Below are 15,888 nucleotides of genomic sequence, written 5' to 3'. Positions count from 1 at the left end.
CCGAGGCCCGATCGGGTTCAGGTGTCTACGCTGGGTGGTGTTGTGGGCAGCCGCCGTCGGAACGAACCGGCGGCCTTACCAGCCGAGGAATCCCGTGAGTGACACCCCATTCGGATTCGGCCTTCCGCCGGAGGAGCCGGAGCACGGCGACGAGGGCAAGAAGAAGGACCAGCAGGGCGGCGGTGCTCAGGGACCGTTCGGTTTCGGGCTGCCCGGAGCCGGTGGCCCCGGAGCCGACAATCCGCTCGCAGCCATGTTCGGTTCGATGAACCCCAACGACCTGGGCGCCGCGTTCCAGCAGCTGGGCCAGATGCTCTCGTACGAGGGCGGACCGGTGAACTGGGACATGGCCAAGCAGATCGCCCGGCAGACGGTCGCCCAGGGCACCTCCGACGGCAAGAAGGACGCGAGCGTCGGCCACTCCGAGCGGCTCGCGGTCGAGGAGGCCGTCCGTCTGGCCGATCTGTGGCTGGACGACGCGACGTCCCTGCCGTCCGGTGCCGCCTCCGCGCTGGCCTGGAGCCGGGCGGAGTGGGTCGAGGCGACCCTGCCCGTGTGGAAGGAACTCGTCGACCCGGTCGCCGAGCGGGTCGGCGCGGCCATGGGCGACGTGCTGCCCGAGGAGATGCAGGCCATGGCGGGCCCGCTGATCGGCATGATGCGCTCCATGGGCGGCGCCATGTTCGGTACGCAGATCGGCCAGGCCGTCGGCGTGCTCGCGGGCGAGGTCGTCGGCTCGACCGACATCGGTCTGCCGCTCGGCCCGGTCGGCAAGGCCGCGCTGCTGCCGCTGAACATCGAATCGTTCGGCAAGGACCTGAGCGTCCCCCAGGAAGAGGTACGCCTCTACCTCGCCCTGCGCGAGGCCGCCCACCAGCGCCTCTTCGCGCACGTGCCGTGGCTGCGCTCGCACCTGTTCGGCGCTGTCGAGGGGTACGCGCGCGGGATCAAGGTCGACACCGCGAAGCTGGAGGACGTGGTCGGCCAGTTCGACCCGCAGAACCCGGAGGAACTGCAGCAGGCACTCCAGCAGGGCATGTTCCAGCCGGAGGACACGCCGGAGCAGAAGGCGGCGCTGGCCCGCCTGGAGACGGCCCTCGCGCTGGTCGAGGGATGGGTGGACGCGGTCGTCCACTCGGCGGCCAAGCCGCGGCTCTCGTCGGCCGACGCGCTGCGCGAGACGCTGCGCCGCCGCCGCGCCACGGGCGGCCCCGCCGAGCAGACGTTCGCCACGCTGATCGGTCTGGAGCTGCGCCCGCGCCGGCTGCGCGACGCCTCGCGCCTGTGGGCCTCGCTCACCGACGCGCGCGGTGTGGACGGCAGGGACGGCCTGTGGGCCCACCCGGACATGCTGCCGACGGCGTCCGACCTGGACGACCCGGACGGCTTCGTGCACCGCGAGCACATGGACTTCTCCGAGCTCGACAAGATGCTCGGCGAGGCCGCGAGCGGCGCCGCGGAGAAGCCGGACCTGAAGAAGCACGACGGCCCGGAGGACTCCGGCAAGGGTGACGGCGCCGAGTGAGCCTGCACGACGACGCGGTCCTCGTGCTGAAGGCCTACGAGGGCCAGGAAGAGCTGCGCCAGGTCTATCTGGACCACCTGTCCGTGCGTCCGGACGCGATGTGGAAGTCCTGCGAGGCCGGGCACCTCACGGCGAGCGCCCTGGTGATCGACCCGTCACGCGGCCGCGTTTTGCTGACGCTGCACCGCAAGCTCCGGATGTGGCTGCAGATGGGCGGGCACTGCGAGCCGGGCGACTCGACCCTGGCCGAGGCCGCCCTGCGCGAGGCGCTGGAGGAGTCGGGCGTCGAGGGCCTGACGCTGCTGCCGGGCGGCCCCGTGAGGCTGGACCGGCACGCGATCCCGGCGCCGTGCCACTGGCACCTGGACGTCCAGTACGCCGCCCTCGCCCCGGCCGACGCCGCCCCGGCCATCAGCGACGAGTCCCTGGACCTGCGGTGGTTCGCCTACGACGAGGTCTCCGAGGCCGCCGACGACTCGGTCGTACGACTCCTGGAAGCGGCCCGCGCCCGGCTGTGACCGCCCCGGGGCCGGCGACGCCCGAGGGGCGACCGTCCATGACGGTCGCCCCTCGCCTTCGCTCACCGGACCGCCGTGACCCGGACGGCCGAACGGTCAGCTCCAGACATTGCCCTGGTTCTGCGCGTGCACGCCCTGCTGGCCCATGCCGTACTGGGCACGCAGCCCCTGGCCGATCACCGCGTTCTGCGGCGGCAGCAGTTCACTCGGCTGTACGAGCGCGTAACCGCTGCCCATGAAGCTGAGCTCCCAGCCCTCACCGGTGTTGCCGCGGCGCCGCCACACTCCGGAGGAATGGGTCTGGGCCTGCATCTGCACGCGCAGGCCGGTGGACCAGGCGACGATCGCGTCGGCGTCGCAGTTGACGTACTTGTCCGGGGTGACCTGCATCAGCAGCGGCATCCCGGAGGTCACCAGCGCGACCTTGCCGCGCCCCGTGATGTTGAGCTGGTACTTGCCGGAACCGGAGATGCCGTACTGGCTGTCCACGGCGATGACCTCGTGGTGCAGCCCGGAGTCCATCGCCAGCACATAGCTGCTGTCGACGGTCAGGCCGTCCTGGTCGACGTCGAGGATGTGCACGTGCTGACCGAGGTTGGCGAGGTAGACCGTGCCCTGCCCGTGGCAGCGCATCAGGTCGAGACCCTCACCGGTGTGCGCACGCGCGCGGTGCTGACTGCTGTTCTGGTACTCGGCGTCGAACTCGACGAGACCCTGGTACGCGACCATGGTGCCCTTGCGGGCGAGGATGTCGTCGTGACCCTCCAGGACGACGCGCAGCATCTGCGAGTTCTGCAGGCTGTAGCGGTCCTGGGTCTGCTGCTCGTTGTAGCCGAAAAGCGGGCTCTGCATGATGTCCTGCTCCCCCTCAGCCCCGGACTCGGAGGCGGTCGGTGCTGTCCTCGCTGGGCTGGACGACGACGATGCCCTGGCCGGAGAACGCCATCTGGAACGCCTCGCCGCTGCCGCGTCCGATCAGCGACTGCGCCTTGAAGCTGCGCTTGCCCTTCACCTTGAGGTTCGGGGACCAGGCGACGAGCGCGTCCGGGTCGACGTACGTCTCGTCCTCACCGCCGCCGCAGTCGACGACGATCGGCTTGCCGCGGGAGGTCAGCGCGACCCAGCCCTGACCGGAGATCTTGGTGTTCCACAGACCCTGTCCGGCGAACTTGGCGAGCCCCTTGACCCGCTCGACCCCCCAGGTGAGGTGGGCGTCGAAGGCGAGCAGATTGGTCGCGTTGACGGAGATCGCGTCCCCGTTGAGGTTGATGACGACGACGTTCGCCCCGTAGTCGGCCAGGTAGAGCAGGCCGTCGCCGGAGCACTTCATGAGGGGCGCGCCCTCACCGGTCATCCAGTCGCGGGCGATCTGGCGTACGGCGGGCGGGTTGGGCTCGTACTGGACGAACCCTTCGTAGGCGACCATCGATCCCACGCGCGCGAGGAGGTCGTTCCCGGTCTGCATGGCGACCTTCAGCATGTGATTGCCGTGGTTCTCCATGCGCGCGGTGACGGGTGCAGGGGCGAAGCCCGCGAGTGGCTGGTTCATGACGGGCTCCCTCAGACCTCGTACGGCTGGACGACGACGAAATTGCCTGGCGCGGCGCGGAACTGGAGGTTCACGCTCTCCCCGGTGTCACCGGCGTAGGCGTTCCGGCGCATCCTCACCTGGCTGGAGACGATCACCTGCGCGGCGGCCGACCAGGCGACGACGGCGTTGCAGTCGGCGAACGTCGTGGGCGTCACCGGCAGGACGACGGGCGCGCCGTGCGTCTTGACGACGATGGTGCCCGTCCCCTGGAACTGCATCGTGAACAGCGCGCCCCCGGGGATGCCGTGCCCCTCGATGCGGCGGACCTCGTACTGGAGGGACTCGTCGAAGGCGAGGACGTTCTCCGCGGAGACGCAGATCGCGTCCCCCTGGAGCTCGATGGGGTGCACCTGGGTGGCGTTCTCGGCGAAGAACACCTGGCCCTGGCCGGTGCAGCGCATGAGCTGCATCTCCTGGCCGGTCGCGTTGCCCACGATCCGGCCGGCGAACCCGGCGCCCTTGTAACTGAAGTCGACCTTGCCCTGGTACAGCACCATGCTGCCCTGACGGGCCAGTACGGCCTGGCCGCCGATGCCGAGGTCGACACGGATGAGCTTCTTGTTCTGCGGGGTCCACCGCTGGCCGGTGGGCGTCTCCTTGAAGGCGCTCAGCGCGGCGGCCACACCGGCTCCGCCCTGCGGGGCGCCCTGGGGCGCGCCGTAGGGGGACGGGGCGCCGGGCTGGCCCGGGTACTGCCCTGGTGCCTGGCCCGGGATCTGACCGTAGGGCGGCTGCTGGCCGTAACCGGGGGGCGCCGTCGGGGGCTGGCCGTATCCGGGCGGCGCGGACGGTGCCTGCTGGCCGTAGCCGGGCGGCATGTGGGCCGTCTGGCCGGGCTGCTGGCCGTATCCGGGCGGCGGACCGGGCGGGCCGGGCGGCTGCGCGTACGGTGCGGGGCCCGGCGGCGGGACGGTGCCGCCCGGCGGGGTGTGCAGCGGCCCCACGATGGTGGGGGCGGCGTGCACGGGAGGCGCGGGCGGGGTGGCACCCGGCGGCGGCGCGAAGCCCTGCGCGGGCGCCGGGGCGGGCGCCGCCGGGGCGCCGAACGCGGGCGCGGGGGTGGTCTGGGCGGGCGGGGCGAAGGACGGCGCGGCGCCGGGCCCCGGCTGCGGGGCGGCGGGCTCCTCCTCGGCGACCTCGCCGCCGAAGTTCTTCAGCAGCGCGTCGAGGCCGCCGTCGAAGCCCTGTCCCACCGCGGCGAAGCGCCAGACGTCCTTGAGGTAGAAGTCGCCCAGCATCACGGCACGTTCGGTGGAGAACTCGGCACCGTTGAACGCGTACCGGGCCACCTCTTCACCGCCCGCGACGACGCGCAGGTATCCGGGGGCGATCTGCGACATCTGTCCGGCGCCGTCGATCGTCGCCGTGAACGACAGTTTCTGGATGTGCGCCGGAATCCGGTCGAGGGTGACCCGGAAGGACTCCGTGTCGCCCGACTGCGCGCCGAGCAGCTGGATGGACTCCTCGGGGGACTTCGGCTGGTTGAAGAAGACGAAGTACCGGTCGTCCGACAGCCGTTCGTCGGCGTCCAGGCCGAAGCAGCTGATGTCGAAGGTGAGCCCGGGGCCGGTGATCTGTACACCTACGTACAGATCCGTGCCCGCGGTGAGGTCACTGATCCTGGCCTTGTGGCCGCGTTGGAATTCCCTGGCCATGCGTAACGACCGTCCCCCATCCCGAATACGAGTGCGTCGCGTCAGGCTAACCGCAAAGTCCGGAAGTGGACGAAGCCGGTGCAGAGCCGGTACACAATCGCACTCCCGGCGGGACGGTCCGCCCGCCCCTACTCCTCGCGCGCGGCCGGGAGGTGGGGCAGCCGGTCGGCGGCGACGACCCCCTCGAGGTAGCCGCGGGCGCGCTCGGTCCGCGGATAGGCCTCCAGGAGACGCCAGAAGCGGGGCCCGTGGCCGGGTACGAGCAGATGGGCGAGCTCGTGGAGGAGGACGTAGTCGACGACGTACTCGGGCATGCCCTGCAGCCGGTGGGACAGGCGGATGCTGCCCTCGGCGGGGGTGCAGGAGCCCCAGCGGGTGTTCTGGTTGGTGACCCAGCGCACCGACGACGGCCGCGCCCGGCCGTCGAAGTAATGGGCCGATAGCCGCTCGGCGCGTTCGGCCAGCTCGGTGTCGCCGAGCACCCGTCGGCTCTCCTGGGCGGCCAGTTTGTCGAGCATGACGGTCACCCAGCGCTTCTCCTCCGCCTCGGACATCCGGGCGGGGATGAGCACGACGGTGCGGTCGCCCTCGCGGTACGCGGAGACCGTTCTGCGCCGTCGGGCGCTCCTGCGGACCTCGATCGCGCTCGCCCCCGAGCCGCTCGGCGGCGGGCTCGTCGTGCTGCGCTGTGATGTCGCGGCGCTGTGCGGTGGGTCGGCGGGCACGCCCCGACGTTACCTGCTGCACATGGGGGAAGTCCCGCCCCCGGAACGGTTCGATGCCGATCCGCGCCCTGCCCGTCTGATTCGTACGACGAACGGCGCCGCCTGTGGACAACTTTCGGCGGGGTCCGGCGGACGCGGGCATGCTGGCATCCGGTCCGCGCCGCGAAGTGCGCCGCGGACGTACGGGGACGTACGAGGACGTACAGGGACGTACTACGGGTCTACGGGGGTAGGTCATGCATCCGATCGTGAAGCCCGCTCTGCGGCGCGGCTGGCGGGATCTCGCCACCGTGCAGTTCGGGATGACCCCGGCGCACGCGATGGTGCTGGGCCCGGTGGACACCGCGACGGGCGGTTTCCTCGAACTGCTCGACGGGACACGCGGAATGCCGCTGCTGCGCGAGCAGGGGCGGCGGTTGGGGCTGTCCGACGGGCATGTCGACGCCCTGGTGGACCGGCTGGCCGGGTCCGGCCTCCTGGACGACACGACCGGAGGCGGCCCGGCCGCGGACGCCCTGCGCGAGAAGAAGGAGGTCCTGGACCGGCTGCGCCCGGACCTCGCCTCCCTCTCCCTCGTCGTCCGCGATCCGGGCGGGGCCGTCGGACGTCTGGCGGCCCGCCGCCGTCTGCGGGTCCAGGTGCGGGGCGCCGGCCGGGTGGGAGTCGTTCTGGCCTCGCTGCTCGCGGGCGCCGGCGTGGGCGAGGTCGAGGTGCGTGACCTCGGCCGCGTCGAGCCGTGGGACGTAGCGCCGGGCGGGCTTCCCGTCGAGTCCGTCGGCGAGCGCCGGGAGGACGCCGCTCGGCGGGCGGTGCACCGGGCCGCCCCGGACCGTCCGCCCCGCGCCCCGGCCGGGGGGAGAGGGACGGAAGAGACACTCGGGCTGTCCCTCGTGGTCCTCGCTCCCCGGGACGGTCTCGGCGTCCACGCGCCGGACCCCGCGTCGGCCGAGGGCCTGATCGCCTCGGGGACGCCCCATCTCTACGCGGGGGTCGTCGAAGCGACCGGGGTCGTGGGCCCCCTGGTCCTGCCGGGCGACACCGGCTGCGCGGGCTGTCTGGACCAGCGGCGCACCGACCGCGATCCGGCCTGGCCGCGCCTGGTCGCGCAGTGGCGCTCCGGGCGGCAGCGGCGGGTGGCCCCGTGTGATCTCGCTCTCGCCGCCGCGGTCGCCGGACTCGCCGCGAGCCACGCGCTCGCCTTCCTGGACGGAGATCCGGCCGCCGTCGCGGGAGTTCGCCGGGAGGCCTCGCTCCCCGGATGCGAGTGGCGCACGACACCGGTCCGGGCGCATCCCGCCTGCGCCTGCGGCACCGCGAGGAAAACAAATGGTGAGCGGACCCCCGAGGACGGCGGAGCGCACGAGACAATGGCAGGGCGACAGCCGCACGCGGCACAGCTTGCTGGGACCTGGAGGGCGCATGTCTGATCTTCCCCGGAAGGCGGTCACCCGGACTGCCAAACTGGCCGCGCTGCCACTCGGCTTCGCCGGGCGGGCGACCTGGGGGCTCGGGAAGCGGATCGGCGGGAAGTCGGCGGAGATCGTGGGCCGTGAACTCCAGCAGCGCACGGCCGAGCAGCTCTTCAAGGTCCTCGGGGAGCTGAAGGGCGGTGCGATGAAGTTCGGGCAGGCACTGTCCGTGTTCGAGTCGGCACTGCCGGAGGAGATCGCGGGCCCCTATCGTGCGGCGCTGACGAAACTCCAGGACGCGGCGCCCCCCATGCCCACACGCACGGTCCACTCCGTGCTGGAGGAGCGGCTCGGCGCGGACTGGGCCGAGTTGTTCGTGGAGTTCGAGGACAAGCCGTCGGCGGCGGCCTCGATCGGCCAGGTGCACCGGGCGGTGTGGCACGACGGCCGTGAAGTCGCCGTCAAGGTGCAGTATCCGGGGGCGGGTGAGGCTCTCCTGTCCGACCTGACCCAGCTCAGCCGCTTCGCACGGCTCCTGGGTCCCCTGATCCCCGGGATGGACATCAAGCCGCTCATCACGGAGCTGCGCGACCGGGTCTCCGAGGAGCTCGACTACGGCCTGGAGGCGCGGGCGCAGGCGGCGCACGCCGAGGAGTTCGCGGACGACCCGGACGTACTGGTGCCCGCGGTGGTCCATCAGTGCGAGCAGGTTCTGGTGACGGAGTGGATCGACGGGGTGCCCCTGTCGGAGGTGATCACCGACGGCACGCAGGAACAGCGGGACCGTGCCGGCCAGTTGCTGGCCCGCTTCCTCTTCTCGGGGCCCGCCCGCACCGGTCTGCTGCACGCCGATCCGCACCCGGGCAACTTCCGTCTCCTGCCGGACGGGGAGAACGGCTGGCGTCTGGGGGTCCTGGACTTCGGCACGGTGGACCGGCTTCCCGGGGGCCTGCCCCAGCCGATCGGCGATTCCCTCCGGATGACCCTGGAGGGTGACGCCGATTCGGTCTACGAACTGCTCTGCGAGGAAGGCTTCGTCAAGGAGTCGATAGACCTCGAGCCCGACGCGGTCCTGGACTATCTGCTGCCGATCATCGAACCGGCCGAGGTGGACGAGTTCACCTTCACCCGGGGCTGGATGCGCGGTCAGGCCGCCCGCATCGCCGATCCGCGTTCCCCCGCCCACCAGTTGGGCAGGCAGCTGAACCTGCCGCCCTCCTATCTCCTCATACACCGGGTGACCCTGAGCACCATAGGTGTCCTGTGCCAGCTCGGCGCCACGGTCCGTCTGCGTGACGAACTGGAGGAGTGGCTGCCGGGGTTCGTGCCGGAGGAGCCCGCGGACGAGGAGCTGGACGAAGAGGTGTCCGCCGCCGAGGCGTGAGGGGTCGTCACGGATCCGGCTGCGGGCGGGATCGGGCCGGCGGGCGGGGCGGTCGTCGGACCGGGTCTACCACCAGGCCGAGTCGAGGCGGCCCTCGATCGCCCTGAGGTTGTCGCGGGAACAGTTGTCGCAGAAGTAGTGGCGGGTGCCGTTCTCGACGGAACAGGTCCATGTCGGCCTGGGGCCGGGAGCGGAGGTGCCGCAGCGGGCGCACACGATCCTCTCGGCTTCGTCCGCGTCGGACTCCGGTGCGGGGCCGGTGCTGTCACTGTCTTCGGGAAGACTCGTCACCCTGGCGACGATATCTCCGCTGTCGGCGGATCGCCCGGTGCAACGCACCGCGGGGGCCGGTCCGAACGGACCGGCCCCCGCGGGACTCACTGCCTGTGACTGCTGCGACTGCAACGGCTGCTACGACGGCGTACGTCGATTACTGCATGACCGCCATGGCCAGCGCACGCCGGGCGCGCATCGAGGCGCGCTCGGCCCTGCGCTGCATGCGGCGAGCGGCCGCCAGGCGCACGGCCTGGCGTTCCCGCTCGGCCTGGTGCAGTCGCTCGTGCATATGCGCACGAGCCAGGGCTTCTGGGATGAGTTGCATCTCTCGGGTCCTGTTCTGACGCGAGTCGGTCGCGCCGGTGGTGGCGAAGTCTGGGATCGCGGAGCCTGCGGGCTCGCTCGTGGACGGCTTCATCGGGGCCTGCTTCTTGGGGTCGTGCGTCAGGGGGCGGTCGATCGTTCCTCGGATGTTCATGCCGCGACCGGGTTCTTGCGCGGGCGGCCACGCGGCCGCTTGCGGGCCACGACGACACCCTGGACGAAGAGCTCGCCACCCCAGACGCCCCAGGGCTCACGCCGCTCCTTGGCGCCGGCGAGGCAGGCCTCCATCAGCGGGCAGGTGCGGCAGAGAGACTTGGCGTACTCGACGTCGGCCGGCGACTCGGCGAAGAAGACCTCCGGGTCGTAGGAGCGGCAGGGGACGGGTACGCCGAGGTTCTCGATGGCGTCGTCGAGCGCGGTGAGCGCGGTGAGGGGGATCAAGGTGGAGTCCTCCGTGAGGCCGGGCGGGGGGATCGTTTCGGAAGGCGGTACGGACGGGGCGTGCGCTTCGAGTTGCACGGTTCGTCTTCCTCGTCTGGTCGTTCCGGCCGGGGTCGGCCGGTTGGCGGCTGGTACCGGGTTCTTTTCTTGTCCCGAGGCCCCTTCGCTCCGCCGTCCCCGGTCGGGGACAAACAGAAGGGCCGCGGATCCCGGGTGGGGTTCCGCGGCCCTGAAGGCGCCGGCCTGATGGTGAATCAGGCTGGATCACTCCAGGGTTCAGGCCCACGGAAGGCCCACATCGTGTGGTGCTGCTGCGTCTGCTTCAGGGATCCGGCACCGGCTGCCGCAAAGGCATAGGCATGTGCCTCTGCCACTACTGCCGCTTCCAGTGCCTGGGTCGGTCGCTCATTGCGCTCACGGACGGGAAGACCCGCGAGAGACACGGAGGACGCCGGCCGGACGGCAGGAATGCCGGACAGACCGGTGCCCAGGTTCGAGAGGCCGAGCGAGCACATGGAGACGACGACCGAGCGATCGGTCATTTTCACGGTGTTGCTGGAGCTGGTGTCGATGCTGATCACTGGAATCGCCTCCTCTCGGCGTCTAGGGGGACCGGCGTGAGCCGATCCGACGGTTATTAAGTACAGCACGGAACCAGGGCCTTCGAGAAGGCCGCTGTTGCCGTGGTTAAGAACCTATGGGGATCGCTGGGGCATGCGCAAACTATTTTCTCGACGATTTTGAATCAGTTGCCCCCGCCGTCTTCCATGACCTCCCGACCTGCGCAGATGGCCAGAACGTCGGCTCCGAAGCGGTTGAGTTTGCGGACACCGACCCCGGGGATCCGGGCGAGCTCGCCCTCGTCGTCCGGCGCGGTCTCCGCGATCGCCATCAGTGTCCTGTCGGTGAAGACGCAGAACGCGGGCTGCCCGCTGCGCTCCGCCTGCACCGCGCGCCACTCGCGCAGCCGCTCGTAGAGACCCTCGTCCATGTCGGAGGGGCAGCCGTCGCAGCGCATCAGCTTCATCTCACCGGCGTCGGCGAGCGTGCGGCCGCAGACCCGGCAGCGCGCGGGGCTGCGGCTCGTACGCCGGGCGGCGGTGACGCCGGTTCTCGCGGCGCCGCGTTCGATGCCGCCCTGGGCGGCGCCGGCGCGGCCGCCGGCCGTGGCGACGGAGCCGGGGCGCAGCCCGTCGAGGAACCGGCTGGGGCGCCGGCCCGCGCGGCCGCCGGGCGAGCGGGCGAGCGCCCAGGAGACGAAGAGGTGCTCCCTGGCACGGGTGACACCGACGTAGAGGAGGCGGCGCTCCTCCTCGATCTGGTCGTCGGTCTTTGCGTAGGTGATCGGCATCATGCCCTCGGCGACGCCCACCAGGAAGACGACGTCCCACTCGAGGCCCTTGGCGGAGTGCAGGGAGGCGAGGGTGACGCCCTGCACGGTCGGGGCGTGCTGGGCGCTCGCGCGTTCGTCGAGTTCGGCCACCAGGTCGCCGAGCGTCGCGCCGGGCTTGGCGGTCGCGAAGTCCTGCGCGAGGTGCACCAGGGCCGCGAGCGACTCCCAGCGTTCCCTGACCGCGCCGGAGCCCGCCGGGGGGCTGCCGGTCCAGCCTTCGCCCGAGAGCACCGCACGGACCTGCGAGGGCAGGTCGACGGCGTCGGCGAGGAGCGTGTCGTTGCCGCCGAAACGGGCCGCTGCGCGCAGGGCCGCGCCCGCCTTGCGCACCTCGGGGCGGTCGAAGAACCGCTCGGCCCCGCGCAGCTGGTAGGGCACACCGGCGTCGGCGAGTGCCTGCTCGTAGGTCTCGGACTGGGAGTTCGTGCGGAACAGGACCGCGATCTCGCCGGCGGGGACGCCCGAGGCGATGAGCTCGCGGATGCGGCGGGCGGCGCCCTCGGCCTCGGCGGGCTCGTCCGTGTACTCGGCGTAGACGGGCTCAGCGCCCGGGGGCCGCTGGGAGATCAGTTCGAGACGGTGCTCGGCGGCCCGGCCCCGCGCCTGGGAGAGCAGGCCGTTGGCCAGGTGGACGACCTGGGGCGAGGAGCGGTAGTCGCGGACGAGCTTGACGACGGTGGCTCCGGGATGGCGGGTGCGGAAGTCGAGGAGGTGGTCCGGGGTCGCACCGGTGAACGAGTAGATCGTCTGGCTGGCGTCGCCCACCACGCAGAGGCTGTCCCGCTCGCCGAGCCACAGTTCCAGAAGGCGTTGCTGGAGCGGGCTGACGTCCTGGTACTCGTCGACCACGAAGTGCTGGTACTGGGAGCGGACCTGCTCGGCGATGTCGTGCCGGTCCTGCAGGACGGCGACCGTGAGCAGCAGGACGTCCTCGAAGTCGATGACCGCGCGGTCGCGCTTGAGGTCCTCGTACGCCGCGTAGATCTTGGCGGTCTCGGCCGGGTCCCGGGGGGCTTCGCGGCCGGCCCGGGCGGCGGCAGCGGCGTAGTCGGCGGGGATGGTCTGGGTGACCTTGCACCACTCGATCTCGGCGGTGACGTCCCGCAGCTCCCCCCGGTCGAGGCGGATGCGGCAGGCGGCCGCCGCGTCCGCGACGAGCTGGATCTTGCGGTCCACGAGCCGGGGCAGTGAGCCACCGACGGCTTTCGGCCAGAAGTACTGGAGCTGGCGCAGCGCGGCGGAGTGGAAGGTGCGGGCCTGGACGCCTCCGGCACCGAGCTGGCGCAGCCGTCCGCGCATCTCGCCCGCGGCCCGGTTGGTGAAGGTGACCGCGAGAACGCTGGAGGGCTGGAGGATCCCCGCGCGCACCCCGTAGGCGATGCGGTGGGTGATCGCCCGCGTCTTGCCCGTGCCGGCTCCCGCCAGCACGCACACCGGACCGTGCAGGGCGGTGGCCACCGCGCGCTGTTCGGGGTCGAGCCCGTCGAGCACCGCGTCGGCCGTGTCCGGGACCCGCGGGAAGAGGGTGGAGTGCGTTGCTGCTGTCACACAGCCATGCTGCCAGGTCGGCGGAGACGGGTGAGCCGGTTGTCCACAGGGGGACGGCTGCGGTCGTACGAATGCGGTGAGCGTCACGTCCGCCGCGTGTGCCGAGGGCGCGTTTCAGCCAGTCGCGGAGGTTCGCCCCTTCCCTGCCGCGGCCCCGTCACCTGCGGTGCGGCACGGATGCGGCAAGCGTGGCGTCCCGGTGTGCGGCGAGCGTCACGTCCCGGCGGGGGTCCCCGATACCCCCCGAGGGAATGACGGCCGGGTGACCTGCGTTCCACTTGCAGCGACCACGCACCCGAAGCCGTGAAGGAGCGCAAGAGACATGCAGGGCACTGTGACGATGTACAGCACCACGTGGTGCGGCTACTGCCGCCGGCTCAAGAGCCAGCTGGACCGTGAGGGCATCGCGTACACCGAGATCAACATCGAGCAGGACCCGCAGTCCGCGGCGTTCGTCGAGAAGGCGAACGGCGGCAACCAGACGGTGCCGACCGTCCGGATCGTCCCCGGTGCCGGCGGCGCCGAGGTCGTCATGACGAACCCGAGTCTCGCCCAGGTGAAGCAGGCCCTCACGGCCTGATCTCCCGCGCGCACGGCAACGCCCCTCCGGCCGGCCGGAGGGGCGTTCGTCATGTCCGGAGCCTCAGGCGCTGTTTCCCCGGGTCGGCAGGGGCTTGCCGTACCAGAGCTCGATCAGGCGGGCGGCGATCGAGATCCCGTAGGGGGGCATGACCTCACCGGACTCGAAGGCGGCTCCCAGGTCGTCCCGGGAGAACCAGCGGGCCTCGTGGATCTCCTCGCCGTCGACGCTGATCTCCGACGAGGTGGCGCGGGCCCGGAAGCCCAGCATGAGGCTGGAGGGGAACGGCCAGGGCTGGCTGGCGACGTACTCGACCTCGCCGACCGTGACGCCGACCTCCTCGAGGACCTCACGGCGCACGGACTGCTCGATCGACTCGCCGGGCTCGACGAAGCCCGCGAGGGTGGAGAAGCGGCCTTCGGGCCAGTGGACCTGGCGTCCGAGCAGGATGCGGTCGTCGTCGTCCGTGACGGCCATGATCACGGCCGGGTCGGTGCGCGGGTAGTGCTCGGCGCCGCAGGCGGGGCAGCGGCGGATGTGGCCGGCCGCGGCGATCACCGTGCGCTCGCCGCAGCGGGAGCAGAAGCGGTGGGTGCGCTGCCAGTTCTCCAGGCCGACCGCGTGCACCATCAGGCCCGCGTCGCGCGGCGACAGCAGCAGGCCCGCCTCGCGCAGGCCCGCCGGACGGGCGGACTGGTCGATGCGGCCGGGAAGCGCGTCCTTCTGGAGCGCGAAGTAGCTCACCCCGTCGTCGTCCGTGCCCAGGAAATAGCGGTGCGCCTCGGTGAGCGGGGCCTCGAAGGAGGGCGTCATCAGCAGCTCGGTGGTGCCGTCGGCCGTCTCGTCGATGAGCACCTGACCGCCGGAGACCACGAAGACGCGGGTCGTGGGGTGGCTCCAGGCCGCCGCGAGCCAGGCCTCGTCGAGCCGGTGGTGGGCGGCCCGGTCGATGCCGCTCGGAGCGGTGAGCGAGATGGGACGGTCGGCGCTGTGGTCGGTCCAGGTGGTCACGGATGCTTCCAACTCCCCCGGTGGAACGGTTGTTTCGGCGGGCGGTTCAGCAGGACGGGCGTGCAGTGGGCTCTCGGTGCTGTGGTTCGGGTTGTTCAGTGTGTCTCGCGCCAGTTCTCGGCCAGGTCGCCCCACAGGTAGGCGGCCGTCTCGACGCCCTTCATGAGGAGGCCGAGTTCGACCTTCTCGTTCGGGGCGTGCCAGCCGTCGGAGGGAACGGAGATGCCCAGGAACAGCACCGGGGCGCCGAGGACTTCCTGGAGGTCGGCCGCCGGTCCCGAGCCGCCTTCGCGGGTGTAGCGGACCGGCTGTTCGAAGGCCCGGCCCATGGCGCGGACGACGGACTGCAGGGCGGGGTGGTCCAGCGGCGTCAGACACGGGCGGGTGGACGGGCTGAACGTGATCTCGTGCCGGATGCCGTCGGGCACCTGCTCGGCCGCCCAGGCGCGCACGGCCTTCTGGACGTGGTCCGGGTCCTGTCCGGCGACGAGCCGGAAGGAGATCTTCACCAGGGCCGAGGACGGGATGATCGTCTTGCTGCCGGCGCCCTGGTAGCCGCCGCCGATGCCGTTGACCTCGGCGGTCGGGCGGGCCCAGATCCGCTCCAGGGTGGTGTGTCCGGCCTCTCCGTGGGTGGCCGTGGACCTGGCCGTGCGCAGCCACTCCTCCTCGTCGAAGGGCAGTTCGGCGAAGAGTTCGCGCTCGCGGTCGGTGAGTTCGGTGACCCCGTCGTAGAAGCCGGGTACGGCCACACGCGCGTGCTCGTCGTGCAGGGCCGCGACCAGGCGCCCGACCGCGGTGGCGGGGTTGGGGACGGCGCCGCCGAACGATCCGGAGTGGATGTCCTGCCCGGGTCCGTGGAGGACGATCTCGCACTCGGCGAGGCCGCGCATGCCCGTGCAGACCGTGGGGGTGTTCTCGGACCACATGCCGGTGTCGGAGACGATCACGGCGTCGGCGGCGAGCCGCTCGGCGCGTGCTTCGACGAGTGCGCGGAAGTGCGGGGAGCCGGACTCCTCCTCGCCCTCGACCAGCAGCTTGAGGTGCACGGCCGGGGTGGTGCGTCCGGTGGCGGCGAGGTGGGCCCGGACGCCGAGTGTGTGGAAGAACACCTGGCCCTTGTCGTCCGCGGCCCCGCGCGCGTGGAGGCGGCCGTCCCGGACCACCGGCTCGAAGGGGTCGGTGTCCCAGCCGTCCTCACGGGCGGCGGGCTGCACGTCGTGGTGTCCGTAGACGAGGACCGTGGGTGCGTCCGGGTCCTCGCAGGGCCACTCGGCGAAGACGGCCGGGGCGCCCTCGGTCGGCCAGACCTCGCAGGTCGGGAAGCCGGTCTCCCGGAGTTTGGCGGCGAGCCAGTCGGCGCTGCGTGCCACGTCCGCGGCGTGCTCGGGCTGGGCCGAGACCGAGGGGATGCGCAGCCACTGCCCGAGGTCGTCGAGGAAGGCGGCGCGGTGGCTCTCGATGTACGCGCGGACGGTGCTGACGGCGTTGTCAACGGGCTTGCTCAT

Annotated in this window: 16 protein-coding genes; 5 read left to right on the top strand and 11 right to left on the bottom strand. The window is 71.7% G+C overall.

The window, feature by feature from the left end; genetic code table 11:
- Nucleotides 1-94: 94 nt before the first annotated feature.
- Together ACICHK_RS26275 and ACICHK_RS26270 are read left to right on the top strand one after the other, a co-directional pair.
- Nucleotides 95-1,525, top strand: coding sequence for a zinc-dependent metalloprotease (locus ACICHK_RS26275; protein ID WP_406838807.1), 1,431 nt, complete (start codon nucleotides 95-97; stop codon nucleotides 1,523-1,525).
- Entirely contained in the window at nucleotides 1,522-2,043 is a 522-nt protein-coding gene (locus ACICHK_RS26270; RefSeq protein ID WP_406838806.1) for an NUDIX hydrolase, read from the top strand. The genes ACICHK_RS26275 and ACICHK_RS26270 overlap by 4 nt, the downstream gene beginning before the upstream one ends.
- A gap of 96 nt (nucleotides 2,044-2,139) precedes the next feature.
- Here ACICHK_RS26270 and ACICHK_RS26265 read toward each other — a convergent pair whose 3' ends face one another.
- The 4 genes from ACICHK_RS26265 to ACICHK_RS26250 form a co-directional block, all read right to left on the bottom strand.
- Entirely contained in the window at nucleotides 2,140-2,895 is a 756-nt protein-coding gene (locus ACICHK_RS26265; RefSeq protein ID WP_406838805.1) for an AIM24 family protein, read from the bottom strand.
- Between the two features lie 16 nt (nucleotides 2,896-2,911).
- Nucleotides 2,912-3,592: an AIM24 family protein gene (locus ACICHK_RS26260; protein WP_103548048.1), complete on the bottom strand. Its 681-nt coding sequence runs from the start codon at nucleotides 3,590-3,592 to the stop codon at nucleotides 2,912-2,914.
- Between the two features lie 11 nt (nucleotides 3,593-3,603).
- The gene (locus ACICHK_RS26255; protein WP_406838804.1) at nucleotides 3,604-5,289 is read right to left on the bottom strand and encodes a TerD family protein; all 1,686 of its coding nucleotides are present in this window, start codon (nucleotides 5,287-5,289) and stop codon (nucleotides 3,604-3,606) included.
- Between the two features lie 128 nt (nucleotides 5,290-5,417).
- Nucleotides 5,418-6,014 (bottom strand): M48 family metallopeptidase, encoded by a 597-nt coding sequence (locus tag ACICHK_RS26250; RefSeq protein WP_406838803.1) that lies wholly within the window; start codon nucleotides 6,012-6,014, stop codon nucleotides 5,418-5,420.
- 236 nt (nucleotides 6,015-6,250) lie between these two features.
- On the opposite strand from ACICHK_RS26250, the gene ACICHK_RS26245 reads away from it, so the two are divergent.
- Both ACICHK_RS26245 and ACICHK_RS26240 read left to right on the top strand, forming a co-directional pair.
- Nucleotides 6,251-7,441, top strand: a complete 1,191-nt coding sequence (locus ACICHK_RS26245) for a TOMM precursor leader peptide-binding protein (protein WP_406838802.1) — start codon at nucleotides 6,251-6,253, stop codon at nucleotides 7,439-7,441.
- The gene (locus tag ACICHK_RS26240; RefSeq protein WP_406838801.1) at nucleotides 7,434-8,807 is read left to right on the top strand and encodes an ABC1 kinase family protein; all 1,374 of its coding nucleotides are present in this window, start codon (nucleotides 7,434-7,436) and stop codon (nucleotides 8,805-8,807) included. Before ACICHK_RS26245 ends, ACICHK_RS26240 begins: the two co-directional genes overlap by 8 nt.
- 66 nt (nucleotides 8,808-8,873) lie before the next feature.
- On the opposite strand, the gene ACICHK_RS26235 is transcribed toward ACICHK_RS26240, so the two are convergent.
- From ACICHK_RS26235 to ACICHK_RS26215, 5 genes are all read right to left on the bottom strand, one after another.
- On the bottom strand, nucleotides 8,874-9,098 hold the full coding sequence (locus ACICHK_RS26235) for a hypothetical protein (protein WP_406838800.1): 225 nt from the start codon (nucleotides 9,096-9,098) through the stop codon (nucleotides 8,874-8,876).
- A 139-nt stretch (nucleotides 9,099-9,237) separates the two neighbouring features.
- Nucleotides 9,238-9,561 (bottom strand): hypothetical protein, encoded by a 324-nt coding sequence (locus ACICHK_RS26230; protein WP_406838799.1) that lies wholly within the window; start codon nucleotides 9,559-9,561, stop codon nucleotides 9,238-9,240.
- The gene (locus ACICHK_RS26225; protein WP_028802016.1) at nucleotides 9,558-9,926 is read right to left on the bottom strand and encodes a WhiB family transcriptional regulator; all 369 of its coding nucleotides are present in this window, start codon (nucleotides 9,924-9,926) and stop codon (nucleotides 9,558-9,560) included. The genes ACICHK_RS26230 and ACICHK_RS26225 overlap by 4 nt, the downstream gene beginning before the upstream one ends.
- A gap of 176 nt (nucleotides 9,927-10,102) precedes the next feature.
- Nucleotides 10,103-10,429 (bottom strand): hypothetical protein, encoded by a 327-nt coding sequence (locus tag ACICHK_RS26220; RefSeq protein ID WP_151472798.1) that lies wholly within the window; start codon nucleotides 10,427-10,429, stop codon nucleotides 10,103-10,105.
- Nucleotides 10,430-10,593: 164 nt separating this feature from the next.
- Nucleotides 10,594-12,789 (bottom strand): ATP-dependent DNA helicase UvrD2, encoded by a 2,196-nt coding sequence (locus tag ACICHK_RS26215; protein ID WP_406838798.1) that lies wholly within the window; start codon nucleotides 12,787-12,789, stop codon nucleotides 10,594-10,596.
- Nucleotides 12,790-13,111: 322 nt separating this feature from the next.
- On the opposite strand from ACICHK_RS26215, the gene ACICHK_RS26210 reads away from it, so the two are divergent.
- Complete coding sequence (locus ACICHK_RS26210) at nucleotides 13,112-13,369, top strand: mycoredoxin (protein WP_151472795.1); 258 nt, start codon at nucleotides 13,112-13,114, stop codon at nucleotides 13,367-13,369.
- A gap of 63 nt (nucleotides 13,370-13,432) precedes the next feature.
- Here the strand turns inward: ACICHK_RS26210 and nudC are convergent, their stop codons facing one another.
- Nucleotides 13,433-14,380, bottom strand: coding sequence for an NAD(+) diphosphatase (gene nudC, locus ACICHK_RS26205; protein WP_151472794.1), 948 nt, complete (start codon nucleotides 14,378-14,380; stop codon nucleotides 13,433-13,435).
- A gap of 95 nt (nucleotides 14,381-14,475) precedes the next feature.
- Nucleotides 14,476-15,888 carry a dipeptidase gene (locus tag ACICHK_RS26200; protein WP_406838797.1) on the bottom strand — a complete coding sequence of 471 codons (1,413 nt, stop codon included), beginning with the start codon at nucleotides 15,886-15,888 and terminating at the stop codon, nucleotides 14,476-14,478.

Source organism: Streptomyces sp. AHU1, assembly GCF_045343905.1.
Classification (GTDB): domain Bacteria; phylum Actinomycetota; class Actinomycetes; order Streptomycetales; family Streptomycetaceae; genus Streptomyces; species Streptomyces triticiradicis.
Note: the sequence above shows the minus strand (reverse complement) of the source record. Positions and strands in the feature narration are given on the sequence as shown.

Excerpts from the sequence above, each read along its gene's own strand:
- ACICHK_RS26255 (WP_406838804.1), bottom strand. The coding sequence starts at position 5,289 with ATGGCCAGGGAATTCCAACGCGGCCACAAGGCCAGGATCAGTGACCTC.
- ACICHK_RS26230 (WP_406838799.1), bottom strand. The coding sequence starts at position 9,561 with ATGAACATCCGAGGAACGATCGACCGCCCCCTGACGCACGACCCCAAG.
- ACICHK_RS26265 (WP_406838805.1), bottom strand. The coding sequence starts at position 2,895 with ATGCAGAGCCCGCTTTTCGGCTACAACGAGCAGCAGACCCAGGACCGC.
- ACICHK_RS26200 (WP_406838797.1), bottom strand. The coding sequence starts at position 15,888 with ATGAGCAAGCCCGTTGACAACGCCGTCAGCACCGTCCGCGCGTACATC.
- ACICHK_RS26260 (WP_103548048.1), bottom strand. The coding sequence starts at position 3,592 with ATGAACCAGCCACTCGCGGGCTTCGCCCCTGCACCCGTCACCGCGCGC.
- ACICHK_RS26245 (WP_406838802.1), top strand. The coding sequence starts at position 6,251 with ATGCATCCGATCGTGAAGCCCGCTCTGCGGCGCGGCTGGCGGGATCTC.
- ACICHK_RS26240 (WP_406838801.1), top strand. The coding sequence starts at position 7,434 with ATGTCTGATCTTCCCCGGAAGGCGGTCACCCGGACTGCCAAACTGGCC.
- ACICHK_RS26210 (WP_151472795.1), top strand. The coding sequence starts at position 13,112 with ATGCAGGGCACTGTGACGATGTACAGCACCACGTGGTGCGGCTACTGC.